The sequence below is a fragment of the Blochmannia endosymbiont of Polyrhachis (Hedomyrma) turneri genome (assembly GCF_000973505.1).
Taxonomy (GTDB): Bacteria; Pseudomonadota; Gammaproteobacteria; order Enterobacterales; family Enterobacteriaceae; genus Blochmanniella.
The window spans coordinates 633,647-649,251 of the sequence record NZ_CP010048.1; the positions used below are offsets into that span (position 1 = coordinate 633,647).

The 15,605-nt window shown below is 31.3% G+C and carries 13 protein-coding genes, 1 tRNA gene, 1 rRNA gene and 1 other RNA gene; 7 read left to right on the forward strand and 9 right to left on the reverse strand.

Annotated features, from left to right (window positions below; translation table 11 throughout):
- Window positions 1-54: 54 nt before the first annotated feature.
- The 5 genes from acpS to lepA form a co-directional block, all read right to left on the reverse strand.
- The gene (gene acpS / locus BTURN675_RS02665) at window positions 55-435 is read right to left on the reverse strand and encodes a holo-ACP synthase (RefSeq protein ID WP_046288986.1); all 381 of its coding nucleotides are present in this window, start codon (window positions 433-435) and stop codon (window positions 55-57) included.
- A gap of 3 nt (window positions 436-438) precedes the next feature.
- Window positions 439-1,164: a pyridoxine 5'-phosphate synthase gene (locus BTURN675_RS02670; protein WP_046289139.1), complete on the reverse strand. Its 726-nt coding sequence runs from the start codon at window positions 1,162-1,164 to the stop codon at window positions 439-441.
- A gap of 233 nt (window positions 1,165-1,397) precedes the next feature.
- Window positions 1,398-2,081 (reverse strand): ribonuclease III, encoded by a 684-nt coding sequence (gene rnc, locus BTURN675_RS02675; RefSeq protein ID WP_046289140.1) that lies wholly within the window; start codon window positions 2,079-2,081, stop codon window positions 1,398-1,400.
- A gap of 57 nt (window positions 2,082-2,138) precedes the next feature.
- On the reverse strand, window positions 2,139-3,158 hold the full coding sequence (lepB, locus tag BTURN675_RS02680; RefSeq protein WP_046288987.1) for a signal peptidase I: 1,020 nt from the start codon (window positions 3,156-3,158) through the stop codon (window positions 2,139-2,141).
- Between the two features lie 38 nt (window positions 3,159-3,196).
- Window positions 3,197-4,990, reverse strand: a complete 1,794-nt coding sequence (lepA, locus tag BTURN675_RS02685) for a translation elongation factor 4 (RefSeq protein WP_046288988.1) — start codon at window positions 4,988-4,990, stop codon at window positions 3,197-3,199.
- 221 nt (window positions 4,991-5,211) lie between these two features.
- Between lepA and ung the strand changes: the two genes are divergently transcribed.
- Window positions 5,212-5,886, forward strand: coding sequence for a uracil-DNA glycosylase (gene ung, locus BTURN675_RS02690; protein ID WP_046288989.1), 675 nt, complete (start codon window positions 5,212-5,214; stop codon window positions 5,884-5,886).
- A 327-nt stretch (window positions 5,887-6,213) separates the two neighbouring features.
- Here ung and grpE read toward each other — a convergent pair whose 3' ends face one another.
- The gene (gene grpE, locus BTURN675_RS02695) at window positions 6,214-6,813 is read right to left on the reverse strand and encodes a nucleotide exchange factor GrpE (RefSeq protein WP_046288990.1); all 600 of its coding nucleotides are present in this window, start codon (window positions 6,811-6,813) and stop codon (window positions 6,214-6,216) included.
- Window positions 6,814-7,721: 908 nt separating this feature from the next.
- Here grpE and bamE point away from each other — a divergent pair.
- On the forward strand, window positions 7,722-8,024 hold the full coding sequence (gene bamE / locus BTURN675_RS03320) for an outer membrane protein assembly factor BamE domain-containing protein (protein ID WP_158332957.1): 303 nt from the start codon (window positions 7,722-7,724) through the stop codon (window positions 8,022-8,024).
- Between the two features lie 55 nt (window positions 8,025-8,079).
- Here bamE and BTURN675_RS02705 read toward each other — a convergent pair whose 3' ends face one another.
- Window positions 8,080-8,532 carry an SRPBCC family protein gene (locus tag BTURN675_RS02705; protein ID WP_046288992.1) on the reverse strand — a complete coding sequence of 151 codons (453 nt, stop codon included), beginning with the start codon at window positions 8,530-8,532 and terminating at the stop codon, window positions 8,080-8,082.
- 147 nt (window positions 8,533-8,679) lie between these two features.
- Between BTURN675_RS02705 and smpB the strand changes: the two genes are divergently transcribed.
- The 5 genes from smpB to pssA all read left to right on the forward strand — a co-directional run bounded on the left by smpB (window position 8,680) and on the right by pssA (window position 12,293).
- Complete coding sequence (smpB, locus tag BTURN675_RS02710; RefSeq protein WP_046288993.1) at window positions 8,680-9,123, forward strand: SsrA-binding protein SmpB; 444 nt, start codon at window positions 8,680-8,682, stop codon at window positions 9,121-9,123.
- 53 nt (window positions 9,124-9,176) lie between these two features.
- Window positions 9,177-9,618: a transfer-messenger RNA gene (gene ssrA, locus BTURN675_RS03230) on the forward strand.
- Between the two features lie 322 nt (window positions 9,619-9,940).
- Window positions 9,941-10,270, forward strand: coding sequence for a DMT family transporter (locus BTURN675_RS02715; RefSeq protein WP_046288994.1), 330 nt, complete (start codon window positions 9,941-9,943; stop codon window positions 10,268-10,270).
- A 45-nt stretch (window positions 10,271-10,315) separates the two neighbouring features.
- Window positions 10,316-10,888, forward strand: a complete 573-nt coding sequence (gene speG, locus BTURN675_RS02720; protein WP_046288995.1) for a spermidine N1-acetyltransferase — start codon at window positions 10,316-10,318, stop codon at window positions 10,886-10,888.
- A 10-nt stretch (window positions 10,889-10,898) separates the two neighbouring features.
- Window positions 10,899-12,293, forward strand: a complete 1,395-nt coding sequence (gene pssA, locus BTURN675_RS02725; RefSeq protein ID WP_046288996.1) for a CDP-diacylglycerol--serine O-phosphatidyltransferase — start codon at window positions 10,899-10,901, stop codon at window positions 12,291-12,293.
- A gap of 102 nt (window positions 12,294-12,395) precedes the next feature.
- Here pssA and BTURN675_RS02730 read toward each other — a convergent pair.
- Window positions 12,396-15,362 (reverse strand): 23S ribosomal RNA (locus tag BTURN675_RS02730).
- Between the two features lie 138 nt (window positions 15,363-15,500).
- Window positions 15,501-15,573, reverse strand: a tRNA-Glu gene (locus BTURN675_RS02735).
- Between the last annotated feature and the right edge of the window lie 32 nt (window positions 15,574-15,605).

Genomic DNA, 15,605 nt, shown 5'->3' on the forward strand with positions numbered 1-15,605 from the left:
TATCATGAAACTCTCCAAATAATCATCAATAAATCACAAAAACTACTAATCATACTACCGTTCAAAAATAACCACCGCGAACACATAATAATTATCATCCGATAAAGTTACATGCGTTCTAGATAAAGATAATTTTTCAAATAAAGATTTTGCATACGATAACAACCTTAATACAGGTTTTCCGTATGTATCATGCAACACCTCAAAATGACGAAAAAATAAACCCTCACTCACTCCTGTGCCAAAAGCTTTAGACGCAGCTTCCTTAACAGCAAATCGCTTTGCTAAAAAATGTATTGGATATTTACTACTCTTGTATCTCGTTAATTCAAACCTACTTAGAATCCTTTCAGCAAATCGATCACCTGACCGAAATATAATTTCCCTTACTCGATTAACCTCAACAAAATCTATACCAATTCCATAAATCACAATTCACTAACTCCTAACAGATTGTATTACATTCTTCATATCTTGAACCGCTGAAAATAGTCCGTAAAAAACGGAACGAGCAATAATAGCATGACCAATATGCAACATGTATAAAGATAACCCCGAAAATAATTTCACATTACGATAATTTAAACCATGACCTGCATTTACCCTTAAACCACAACTAATTGCATATTCAACACACTCTTTAATATATTCAAATTCTGGTATACTAATTACACTCCTATGATCCGAAACATATGGACCCGTGTGTAATTCTATACAAGACACCCCAAGATCTCGAGCAATAGAAATCTGTTCTTTATCAATATCTAAAAATAAAGAAACATCTATTCCCACAGATTTTAACTGAGAAACAACAACAAATAATCTGTCTCGATTAGATAATAGATCTAATCCAGATTCAGTCGTAATCTCACAACGATTCTCAGGCACCAAACAACAAAAATCCGGTTTGAGTTTACAAGCAACGGAAATCATCTCCTCTGTCGGAGCAATCTCTAAATTCATATTCGTTTGTATTATCTTTTTCAACAAAAACACATCACGATCAGTAATATGACGCCTATCTTCTCTTAAATGTACAGTAATAGTGTCTGCTCCAGCTTGTTCCGCAATAAATGCACCCTGTACTGGATCTGGATAAGAAGTACCACGAACATTCCGCAACGTAGCAATATGATCAATATTAACACCTAATAACACAGACATATTTATTACCTCTGAATATGTTATATTGCAATTAAAAAATGTAACAAAAACACAAAACAAAACAAACTTGCCAACATATACAACAATACAAACAACAAAAAACACTACAACGCATAATAAAACAGCATGACCAAAAATCACCCCAATTTTATAAAAAATTACAATTGACTGTGTTGTATAATATCATACATCAAATAAAACACAAATAAAGGCTATAACACTATTCGAATATTTTAAACCGAAACCTCTAAAATTCTAAGAACACAACTAGCTGCGTCTTGTTCAGCTCTTCTTCGACTAGATCCACATCCAATAACCGGAGATTTTAAACCATATACTTGACAATAAACAATAAATTTTTGATTATGCGACTCACCAGTAATTTGACTGATCCAGTATATTGGCAAAGGATAACGATGATATTGTAAGTATTCTTGCAGACGAGTTTTTGGATCCTTCTGTTGATCACCAGGCATAATTAAAGTTAAACGCACCATATACCAATTAACAATCACTTTCTCTACAACATAAATATCACTATCTAAAAAAATAGCACCTATTAATGCCTCTATTGTATCAGACAAAATAGATTCTCGCTGAGCACCTCCTGTTTTTAACTCTCCATACCCTAAACAAAGACAATCCCCTATAGAAAAATTACGAGCTATTTCCGCTAAAGTATGTTCTTGTACTAAAGATGCCCGCATCCTACTCATATCACCTTCAGTAACACTTGGAAATTTCTGATATAAAACATACGCAATAACATAATTTAAAATACTATCACCTAAAAATTCTAAACGTTCATTATGTGTATTACTAGCACTACAATGTGTCATTGCTTGAATAAGCAATTCACACTTCTTAAAAATATATCCAATATCTTTTTGCAATTTATTCAATAAAGAAGTCGAAATCATATTTCTAATATATCTGACATATACTGTAAATAATATGACATAATGTCATCACAATTAATAAATTTTTCCAAATCTATGAAACCTAATTATAATCGGCCAATTGTCACCCTGTTTTTTCTCAAAACTAAACCAAATAATAATTGCTTTACCTACCAAATTTTTTTCAGGAACAAAACCCCAATAACGACTATCTGCACTATTATCACGATTATCACCCAACATAAAGTATTCACCAACAGGTACAATCCATTCAGATATAAATTCATCTAATTGTTCTTTATTGTGCACTTTAGTTGAAAAATTATAAGAACCGGGCGCTAGAACAGTTAAAATATTATGCACAACACCATCAAATGATTCTGAACTTTGCATCAAACGAATACCGTTATTAACTATTTTATCAGAAGAAAAATGATAAAAATCACTAACAATATCTCCATTATTAAAATTAAAAATTTGAAAAAAATTACTTAAAAAAATATTCGTGTAAGTAATAGATATAGGTTTATTTACATCATTACCTTCTTTCATAACATTTTTTGGATAAATAATTAATTCTTTAGAAAGCGAATTATAAATCACACGATCACCCGGTAAACCAACAACACGCTTAATATAATCTAATTTTGTATTAAGTGGATACTTAAAAACTACTACATCTCCACGTTTGGGTTGACCCACTCTAACTAATACACTTTGAGTTACAGGATTTTTAATGCCGTAACAAAATTTATTCACCAAAATAAAATCACCTGCCAACAATGTTGGCATCATAGAACCAGAAGGTATTTGAAACGGTTCAAAAATAAACGATCGAACTATAAAAACAAAAAATAATACAGGAAAAAGAGATGCACAAAAATCAAAAAAATAATTTACAAAATAACAAAATATCTTTTGTATAAAACGAAACAATCTCCATTGTCTCAAAATATTATGAAATGAAAAAAAATGTTTTAACTTATACTGTAAAAATGAATAAACATAACTACCTATATCAAAATATTTAACAATCCAACACAAACCACTAAAAAATGTACAAATCATTAAAATTAAAGCAAACAAATTAAACATCTATATATTCCTTAAATTACTTAATATAAAATAATTCACTACTTTTTATTAATATTCAAAATACCCAAAAAAATCTCTCTTGACAACTTAACGTTACCAATATGTCGCATACGTTTCTTACCTGCTTTCTGTTTACTTAACAATTTTCGTTTTCTAGTAACATCACCACCATAACATTTCGCTACAACATTTTTCCGTAACTGCTTAACCAATGAACGAACAATAACACGATGACCAATTAACGCCTGAATAACAATATCAAATTGTTGACGAGGTATCAAACACTGTAATTGATCAACAAACTTTTTTGCTCTAACAAAAGCCTTCATACGATGTGAAATAAAAGACAACATATCAATACGTTTACTATTAATCAATATTTCTACACATACTATATCTGCACATTGAAAATGACTAAATTCATATTCTAACGATGCATAACCACGTGATACAGACTTGGCACGATCAAAAAAATCTAAAACTATTTCAGATAAAGGCAATTGATAAACTAAAATAACTTGAGTATTATGATATAAAATATTAACTTGAATACCGCGTTTTTCAATACAAAGTGCAATCAAATCCCCAATATATTGCTTAGGTGATAATATGTTACAAATAACAATTGGTTCACGTAATTCTCTAATATTCATTATATCTAATAATTTCGTAGGAGTATCAATACATATTACATTATTATCCCTAGTTACAACCTCATAAGCTACTATAGGAGGAGTTACAACTAAACAAATCTTATATTCACGTTCTAATCTTTCTTTTATAATTTCCATATGTAACAAACCTAAAAAACCACAACGAAAACCAAACCCCAGTAACGAAGAATGCTCAGGCACATAAAACAAAGCCGAATCATTTAAACTAAGCTTATGAAAAGCATCACGAAAATTTGCTTGATCATTTGAGTTAACAGGAAATAAACCAGCATATACATATGGCGTAACCTTCTTAAACCCCTGCAATACTTCACTTGCAGGACGAGATGACAATGTTAACGTATCTCCCACTCGAACAGAAAAAACATTCTTAATAGAACCAACCACCCAACCTACTTCACCACAATTTAATACTGTTTTTTCAACCCGCTTAGGAGTAAAAATACCTAATTGATCAATACTATAAATTTCCTGTGTGCTCATTACTTTAATTTTATCACCTTTATGCAATATCCCATTTTTTACACGAATTAACACAACTACCCCTAAATAATTATCAAACCAAGAATCAATAATTAATGCCTGTAATGGAGCCTCTAAATCACCACATGGTGACGGAATATAATGAATTAACGATTCCAGTAAATCTACTATACCTAAACCTGTTTTAGCAGAACACCATACTACATACTGTGAATCAATCCCAATAATATCCTCAATATCTTTAGAAACACGATCAGGATCTGCCATCGGTAAATCAATTTTATTTATAGCTACCACGATTTTCAAATTCATAGACATAGCTGTTTGACAGTGAGATAAAGTTTGCGCTTCAATGCCCTGCACAGCATCTACAACTAATAATGCACCCTCACAAGCTGCTAAAGAACGAGAAACTTCATAAGAAAAATCAACATGACCAGGAGTATCAATAAAATTTAATTGGTATATCTGATTATTATTAAATTTATAATTTAGAGTAACACTCTGTGCTTTGATAGTGATACCACGTTCACGCTCCAACTCCATGGAATCAAGTACTTGAGATACCATATTTCGCTTATGTAAACCCCCACACATCTGTATAAGACGATCAGATAATGTTGATTTTCCATGATCAATATGAGCAATAATTGAAAAATTTCGTATATTTTTCATAAATTTAATGATTATTTCTCTTGCATTCTGTGTTACTCTCATTATCTAAAAATATTAAATGAATCAGGGTTATTCTACTGAAAAAATTTACAATAACCAATTATCATGCTTCAACAAATATATTAATAAACCATAAATATTTAAAATATTTACCTAAAATACATAATTATTACAATCATTAGTTATACTCAAAATACTAAATACTTCATACTACAACTACAATGAAACTATTAACTTGGAAAAGTGTCTTGTCTTCAGAAAAATCTAAACTATACTTTAAAAACATATTTAATTACATTAACCAACGAAAATCGCAAGGTATTATTATTTATCCAGAACAACGATATATTTTTCATGCGTTAAAACTTACCCCATTCCAAAAAGTTAAAGTTGTAATCATAGGACAAGATCCCTATCATCAACCTAATCAAGCACATGGTCTAGCTTTTTCAGTACAACCTGGCATAACTATTCCCCCATCATTAATGAATATTTACAAAGAACTTTCATCCGATATTTCAACATTTGTTATTCCTAAACATGGCTGTTTAGAAAGTTGGGCCAAAGAGGGAGTCTTACTATTAAACAGTATATTAACTGTTGAAGCAGGAAAAACTTGTTCCCATGCTAATATAGGATGGGAACAATTTACTGATAAAATTATCGATGTGCTAAATACCAAAAAAAACAAACTTATTTTTCTCTTATGGGGAAAATATGCTCAAAAAAAAGGAAATATTATCAATAATAAAAATCACTATATTCTAAAAACTTCACATCCCTCACCTCTATCTGCACAATTCAGTTTTTTCGGCTGCAAACATTTCTCTAAAACAAATTACCTACTAACAATAAATAATCAAAACAAAATAAATTGGCAACCAAGATTATTATAAAAATCTACTCAAATATTTTACCCAAATATACAAAGACCAACTTCACATAAAAAAACATCCACATGAAACTATTTGTAACAACACAACATCATGTAATTATAATTACTACCAAGCTCCTACAAACAACAATTTTCACAAATATAATAAAAAATACACAAAACCATTCACTTCAACATACACTACCACCCACCACACATATCTTACCTTACATTAACTAAAACATAACCCAGTTATACTAAAAAATATCATACTTGCTAAAATATTTAATACATTTAAATAATTTAATCCAACATAATAAAAAATGACACAATAAATTATGAAAATATATTATTTAGATACAGTAACCATAGCAGGTCGAATTAATCTCCCATTTAATAAATATCCTTTTTGCATCACCGAAATAACATGATTGGATAAATAATCCTCAGACTCTAAAATAGACATTGCCTGATGTAATAATGGATCAAAAGGCACATTAACTTCACTAACAACCTTTAAACCAAATTTATGCACAGCATTCAACAATGATTTTAATGTCAACTCAATACCTTCAATAGTACTAATAAACATATCATTTGATCTATCTAACATATCTAACGCACGTTCTAAATTATCAATTACAGGTAATAATTCAACAAAAAAATGCTCTAGAGCAAATTTATGTGCTTTTTCTATATCTTGTTCACTTCGCCGACGTATATTTTCCATTTCTGCTTTTAAACGCAAAAAATTATTACGCTCACACTCTTTTGATTGTAATAATTCCATTTCTAATTTTATAATCTTCTCATCTTTTAAATCTACAGTATCTATTTCTTTAGTTTCTTTAAGAAGAGTTTCTTCAGAAAGAATATCTTCCTTAGCAGCTAATTCAGAATTCTGTAAAAATTGATCATCAGAGTTATTTTGTATATCATTACTTATCATGAATTATCTCCACAACAAAAATTTTTCTTACATACAACTATTATAGAGACGAACAAATAGGTATTCAAGAGATCATATTTAACGAATTTCGATTTATAGAACATGAAATTATTCAAAAATAATTATTGTTTTACATACTATTAACATCATTACATACTATTCACTTTTTAGTACATGAGAATTTTAACAACTTATTCACACACTATAATAGCATCAAATTAAATCAACACAAACATACATATTTATACAACAAATAATATTATTTATGTGCAAAATAACATTATTTACAACATAAAAAATGTTATATATATCACTCCCATAAAAACACAAAAAACAAAAAAATAAAATTTTATAATACAAATAAAAACATAATTTAAAATTATTAAAAATTTGTCAAAATACAATGCAAAACCTATCGGTATCAAGCTAGCAAAAATTCAGTATTATTTCATTACTCTTAAATTAATACAATGATTTTACAAAACAAAAAATTTATTCCAAAAAACATCTCATTTCACTACACAAAAAATACATCTACTACACAAGCTTATAAATTAAACTTAAAATAATAAATGATCCATACTTAAAATAAAATAACACACATAATAAAATGCAAAATATCCGCAGATAAAATTTTCATTTTGTATAACCATAAAAAATAATACAAAAATATTACAATCAAAAACTTGTAATATTTACCATTATAACCTGCAATAACACCAAAAAAAATACCCCATAATATACCAAACAACACAAACAAAACAACACAACATAATATATTAAAACAAAAATATTATGTTATAATCTACTCATAATTATAATATAAAAACTAACAATTTTCTCAATATACACATCACAATAATCATATCATTAAATATATGAACCAAAAACACTCAAGCAAAATAATTATGTTCTTATTTTTAATAAATACCACCAACTGCTCTATATACGATAATATTCCTCATCAACATACTATTCATCATGGCAATTATATAAATACAACGGATTTGATAAAAATACATGTTGGCATGAAAAAACAACTAATATTTTCCATTTTAGGAACACCAATACTACATGATCCATTTGGATCAAATAGATATTATTATATATCTTATAAAACATCTAATTATAAAAAAACCAAACAGAACACATTTACATTAACATTTAATAATCACGATACACTTACTGCAATCGATTATGAAACCTTATAAAACAACCTTAAAATCACAAAAAAACCAACACATAAACATCTAATTTTCTAAATTTTTAATAATAAAAACGATCAGAACACTTATATATTATATTAGCCCTTACAATAAATGATTGAATTACATCATCAACAACCTCTTTAACTATAAAATTAAATATCTTCTCAAGATACTTTTGATGAAATTCATAACAAAAAAAACATTCTATCTTGGTCATTTTTTCCGTAAGAGATATAAAAGTCCAACTTCCAAACAACGACTTAAATGGCCCATCTATTAAATGTATCATAATACTTTTATTTTTAATCATAAAATTACGAGTAATAAATGACTGATTGATACCAAATTTAAATACATCTATTTTAGCAGTTAATTCATAATCATTGCTGATTAACACACAACTATAAACACATCCAGGAATAAAATCAGAATAGGCAGAAATATCATTAACTAAATTAAACATTTGCTCTCTAGTATAAGGAACAACTATAGCATTTTCCGTATTAAACATAAACACATTCTTTACTTTTATGTAATTTATTACTTACACCACACACATTAATTATAATGAAGTTTTGTAAAATTTACTATAAAATATTATATACTAAATATTATAATTGATCTTATTATTAAGATACGATATGGCAATCACTTAAACATGCATAAAAAAATTATACAAAATAAATACGCAAACTATCAATACTTTATCATAAAGAAATTAGAAGCAGGAATTTCACTACAAGGATGGGAAGTAAAAGCAATACGTGCTAAAAAAATAGAAATCAATCACGCATACATTTTTATAAAAAACAATGAAGCATATACATCAAATATTATTATCCATCCCATAACTACAGCATCTTCACATATACAACATGATATTTCACGACATCGAAAATTATTATTAAAAAAAAATGAACTACACTTATTATCTAAAGAAAATAATAATTTTAAATACACTATTATCCCGTTAGAATTATATTGGAAAAATCAATGGATAAAAATCAGTATTGGAATTGGTAAAGGGAAAAAACAATACGATAAACGTGCAGAAATAAAAAAACGTGAATGGTTGCTTGACAAAAACAAAGTTTTATTTTAGACTTCCCGCTTGTATTGGATTTAAAGCGATATATTAAAATTATCATAAAATATGGGGCTGAATACAGGATTCGACGGGGTTTTATAACATTTTAAGTGCATGTCGAGGTGAGCAGGACTCGTAAAAAGCTCAAAAAAATAATTGCAAAAAATAATGTAAAATATGAACCTGTTGCTTTAGCAGCTTAAAATCAGGTTAAAAACTGAAGGTTCCTTCTTGGTTTAAGTTATGTGCTCTAAAACTTAACATTTAAGTATTTTTTTAAAGATTTTTCTGCAAAAAAATACAAACAAGAAGTCATGTTAGAGTGAGAATTGCCACTTTTCTGTTATCCTAGACAATTAAAGTGTATATCTATATTATATTAATTATAGGATTTTTATTAGAAAAAAGTTCATTGGAAACTAATAAAAAATAAAAATTAAATGAACTAAACATGTAGTACTAGAGATGATTAAAAATTGCGGACGCGGGTTCGAAACCCGCCAGCTCCAATCAAAAATAACATACACACAATAACAACACGAATTAATTACATAACCAATCACAATAATTAAAAATACAATTTTTTTTAATAATCAAAAAACTATAAAAAAATTACTACTCATTCATTATTAATAATAATTAATAATATTACATATATACACTTCCTATTAAGTAATAATACACAAAAACAAACAACTATCTAAAAAAAACCACAAACCACCACATCGCTTCACTCATAAAATAAAAATATAAAACCTATGTTTCACAAAAAATAGTGATGGTAACATCTAAATACATACATTCAAATATGCCAGAAAATTAAATAAATACCATGGCTTATCTCTATTTACTCATTGCCATTATCGCAGAAGTCATTGCTACTACATCTCTTAAAGCTTCATGGGGATTTAGCAAAATATATCCATCAATAATAGTAATCATTGGTTATGCAATATCATTCATACTATTATCATTAGCATTAAAAACCATCCCTATAGGGATAGCTTATGCTTATTGGGCAGGATTAGGCATCATATTCATAACTATTATTGGATATCTTGTATACAAACAAACACTAGATACTTTCGCAATAATTGGAATTAGCTTAATCATTATAGGCATGCTAATGATAAACCTACTATCAAAAACAATAAAATATTAATTATAATATTATAATATCTGAAATTAATATATTCAATATTCAATAATGAACAACAAAGAAAACTACCCACTCAAATATCACGATATTAGATTACGACCATTAGAACGTGAAGATTTACACTTTATTCATAAAATAAACAATAATGAAACAATAATGAAATATTGGTTTGAAGAACCACATGAAGCATACGTTGAATTAAAAGATATTTACCATAAAAACATACATAATATAAATGAAAGAAGATTTATCATCGACAAAAAAAACACAAATATCGGATTAGTAGAACTAGTAGACATCAATCATATTCATCGAAGAGCTGAGTTTTCATTATTAATAGCTCCTGAACATCAGGGAAAAGGATATGCTAGTATTGCTACATATCTAGCATTGAATTTTGGATTTATGGTGCTGAATCTACATAAATTATATCTAATAGTAGATGAAGAAAATATCAAAGCAATTCACATTTACAAAAAATTAGGATTCAAAGAAGAAGGTAAATTATTAAAAGAATTTTTTATCAACGGAAAATATAGAAATACATTACGCATGTATATCTTCCAAAATAAATATCGGACAACATACTCTACATTAAAATTAAATTTACATAATATATAAAAATTTTTTTATGATCATAATAAATAACCAACAAAACATATTTCACAATAAACATGAACAATATCTTGCATCATTACCAAAAATTGCACACCATGCCAAAGATATTCATATCATACATTCTCCAAAAGAATTTAAAATTAAGCTTCTTAATATAATAAAAAACGCAAAAAATCATATTTATTTAACCACGCTATACTTAGAACAGGACCAAGCGGGTAAAGAAATACTAAATACTCTTTTTCAAACAAAAAAAAATCAACAAACACTTAAAATTATAATATTAGTAGATTGGCACAGAGCACAACGTGGAAGAATTGGAACACGTAATCTTTTAAATACCACCAATACAACAACAAATGCAGACTGGTACTATGACATAACTAAAAATAACCCAAACATCCACATTCCAATATATGGAATTCCAATTAATATTCAAGAAGTATTAGGAGTATTACACTTAAAAGGATTTATTATTGATAATACAGTAATTTATAGCGGTGCTAATATCAATAACGTATACTTACACCAAGAAAACAAATATCGATATGATCGATATCATATTATTCACAATCATTTGTTAGCTAACACAATGATCAACTATCTAAAGCAACATATACTACACACACCAATAATATACCAACTAAACCAAACAAAAAAAACAAAAAAAATAAAAATTAAACATAATCAAATACGACTATTTCGACAATCTCTAAAAAAAGCTAATTATTCTTACCAAAATAACCAATACATGCAACATGAACTAACAATTACTCCTATTGCAGGAGTAGGTAAAAAAAACCTTGTTAATCAAACAATTCATCACCTTATTTGTTCAACAAAAAATAAAATCATTATTTGTACACCATATTTTAACATATCAAAACTAATAATGCACAATATATTAAACTTGCTGCAAAAAGGAAAAAATATTGAAATCATAGTAGGTGATAAAACAGCAAACGATTTTTATGCATCCGAACATCAAACATTTAACATTATTAATATCTTACCATATCTATATGAAATAAACTTACGATCTTTTCTTAAAAAATTACAAATTTATCTCGATAACAAACAATTAACCGTAAAAATATGGAAGCACGTAAATAATGGATACCACTTGAAGGGTATATGGGTTGATCAAGAATGGCAACTACTTACTAGCAACAACCTCAACCCTAGAGCATGGAACTTAGATCTAGAAAACGCAATATTAATACATGACCCTAAAAAAATTCTACTACAAAAAACATTTAAAGAACTAAATCACATTTACAAATACACTACGATAACGACTCACTATACCAAATTACAAGATATTAACGATTATCCACCTACAATACGTAAACTTATAAAAAAAATCAAATATACCCATCTTGATAAAATAATTAACAAATTTTTCTAAAACAATAACTATTTACACAGTAATAATACCACAAATTCAATTTTATTTTATTATTAAACCCCACCCATAAATATACAACAAATCAAATACTTCAGGTATTGTAAGGTTAAGTTCTCACGGGTCATTAGTATCGGTTAGCTCAACATCTCACAATGCTTACACACCCGACCTATCAACGTCATCGTCTTTAACGTCCCTTTAGGAGAATTTTTAATTCTCAGGGAAGATTCATCTTGAGGCGAACTTCCCGCTTAGATGCTTTCAGCGGTTATTTCTTCCGCACATAGCTACCGGGCAATGCCATTGGCATGACAACCCGAACACCATAGGTACGTCCACTCCGGTCCTCTCGTACTAGGAGCAGCCCCTCTCAATCTTCCAACGCCCACGGCAGATAGGGACCGAACTGTCTCACGACGTTCTAAACCCAGCTCGCGTACCACTTTAAATGGCGAACAGCCATACCCTTGGGACCTGCTGCAGCCCCAGGATGTGATGAGCCGACATCGAGGTGCCAAACACCGCCGTCGATATGAACTCTTGGGCGGTATTAGCCTGTTATCCCCGGAGTACCTTTTATCCGTTGAGCGATGGCCTTTCCATACAGAAACCACCGGATCACTAAGACCTGCTTTCGCATCTGCTCGAATTGTCACTCTCGCAGTTAAGCTAGCTTATGCCTTTGCACTAACCTCACGATATCCGACCGTGATTAGCTAACCTTTGTACTCCTCCGTTACTCTTTAGGAGGAGACCGCCCCAGTCAAACTACCCACCAGACACTGTCCTCAATCCGGATAACGGACCAAAGTTAGAACATCAAACATTAAAGGGTGGTATTTCAAGATTGACTCCATACAAACTAGCGTTCATACTTCTTAGTCTCCCACCTATCCTACACATCAAAATTCAACATTCAGTATCAAGCTATAGTAAAGGTTCACGGGGTCTTTCCGTCTTGCCGCGGGTACGCCGCATCTTCACGGCGAATTCAATTTCACTGAGTCTCAGGTGGAGACAGCCTGGCCATCATTACGCCATTCGTGCAGGTCGGAACTTACCCGACAAGGAATTTCGCTACCTTAGGACCGTTATAGTTACGGCCGCCGTTTACCGAGGCTTCGATCAAAAGCTTCTCCCACCCTCCCTTAAAAAGGGAGCATGGGATAACTTCATCAATTAACCTTCCGGCACCGGGCAGGCGTCACACCGTATACTTCCACTTTCGTGTTTGCACAGTGCTGTGTTTTTAATAAACAGTTGCAGCCAGCCAACATCTTCGACTGATTTCAGCTCCAGAAGCCAGTTCTTTCACCTACATATCAGCGTGCCTTCTCCCAAAGTTACGGCACCATTTTGCCTAGTTCCTTCACCTGAGTTCTCTCAAGCGCCTTGGTATTCTCTACCTAACTACCTGTGTCGGTTTGAGGTACGATTTAATGTAACCTGAAGCTTAGAGGCTTTTCCTGGAAGCATGGCATCAATTCCTTCACCACAAACATGGTTCGTCATCACGTCTCAATGTATTTTGAAAAAGCGGATTTTCCTACTTTTTCCACCTACACGCTTAAACCAGGACTACCAACACCTGGCGAACCTAGCCTTCTCCGTCCCCCCCTCGCAGTTACATCAAGTACAGGAATATTAACCTGTTATCCATCAACTACGCCTTTCGGCCTCATCTTAGGGGTCGACTCACCCTGCCCCGATTAACGTCGGACAGGAACCCTTAGTTTTTCGGCGAGTAGGTTTTTCACCTACTTTATCGTTACTTATGTCAGCATTCGCACTTCTGATACCTCCAGTGTATTTCACAATACACCTTCACAGATTTACAGAACGCTCCCCTACCCAATAAATAATAAACTATACTGCATAATATTATTTATTGCCGCAGCTTCGGTGCATGATTTTAGCCCCGTTACATCTTCCGCGCAGGCCGACTCGACCAGTGAGCTATTACGCTTTCTTTAAATGATGGCTGCTTCTAAGCCAACATCCTGGCTGTCTATGCCTTCCCACATCGTTTCCCACTTAATCAATGACTTCGGGACCTTAGCTAGCGGTCTGGGTTGTTTCCCTTTCCACGACGAATGTTAGCACCCGCCGTGTGTTTCCTGTAATAATATTCTCTAGTATTCGTAGTTTGCATCGAACTGGTAATCTGGAATGGATCCCTCTTCGAAACAGAGCTCTACCCCTAAAGATTAATTTACAAGACGCTACCTAAATAGCTTTCGGGGAGAACCAGCTATCTCCCGGTTTGATTGGCCTTTCACCCCTAACCACAAATCATCCGCTAATTTTTCAACATTAGTCGGTTCGGTCCTCCAATTAGCTTTACCTAACCTTCAACCTGTTCATGGTTAGATCACCGGGTTTCGGGTCTATATCCTGCAACTTAACGCCCAATTAAGACTCGGTTTCCCTCCGGCTTCCTCATTTATACAAGTTAACCTCGCTACAAAATATAAGTCGCTGACCCATTATACAAAAGGTACGCAGTCACACAATATACAACTAGTGCTCCCACTGCTTGTACGTATACGGTTTCAGGTTCTATTTCACTCCCCTCACCGGGGTTCTTTTCGCCTTTCCCTCACGGTACTAGTTCACTATCGGTCAGTCAGGAGTATTTAGCCTTAGAGGATGGTCCCCCTATCTTCAGACAAGATACCACGTGTCCCGTCCTACTCATCGAGTTCACAACTAACATATTTTTAGATACGGGGCTATCACCCTATATTGCCAGCTTTTCCAAAACTGTTCTCCTAACATGAAAATTGATAATAACTCTGGGCTGTTCCCTCTTCGCTCGCCACTACTAAGAGAATCTCAAATTGATTTCTTTTCCTCAGAGTACTAAGATGTTTCAGTTCCTCTGGTTTGCTTCATTAAACTATATATTCACTTAATGATGATGTATCTATAAACATCAGGTTTCCCCATTCGGACATTACCGGCTAATTAACGCTTTATACCAGCTCACCGATACTTTTCGCAGATTAACACGTCCTTCATCGCCTCTGACTGCCAAGGCATCCACCGTATACGCTTAGTTACTTAACCTCACAATCCTCAAATATTTGACTATTACTATATATTTAAATAAGTCAGTTAATTGAATACCCTTCATTATCCATATTGTTAAAGAACACACTACAAAAACAACCAAAAAATAAATTAACAAAAATAATTTTCTCAAAATGTCCCCTAGGGGCTTCGAACCCCTGTTGCCGCCGTGAAAGGGCAGTGTCCTAAACCACTAGACGAAGGGGACGAATTAAAAAAATATATAAAACAAACAAGATA